General features: G+C 47.5%; 1 protein-coding gene. It reads left to right on the top strand.

The features are described 5' to 3' along the window. Positions 1–238 (top strand): GA-like domain-containing protein (locus AC1M87_RS14850; protein ID WP_481594132.1); only part of this gene is annotated, 238 nt, incomplete at both ends.

Below are 238 nucleotides of genomic sequence, written 5' to 3'. Positions count from 1 at the left end.
CAGAACTTGCTGAGCTGACTCAAGCACGTGATGATGCGTTTACTGCTAAAGAAGATGCACAAGCGAAAGTTGATGCACTTCCAGAAGGAGCAGACAAAGACGCGCTGGATGCACGCTTAGATGATCTAGTCGACATCACCTTACCAACAGTAAATGATGAAAACGAAGATGGTGTGGATGATGCAGTTGCAGCACTTGAAGAAGCGACAGAAGCAGTAGAGGCGGCTGAAGCAGCATA

This window comes from Acinetobacter sp. 24-47-62 (genome assembly GCF_056779765.1).
Note: the sequence above shows the minus strand (reverse complement) of the source record. Positions and strands in the feature narration are given on the sequence as shown.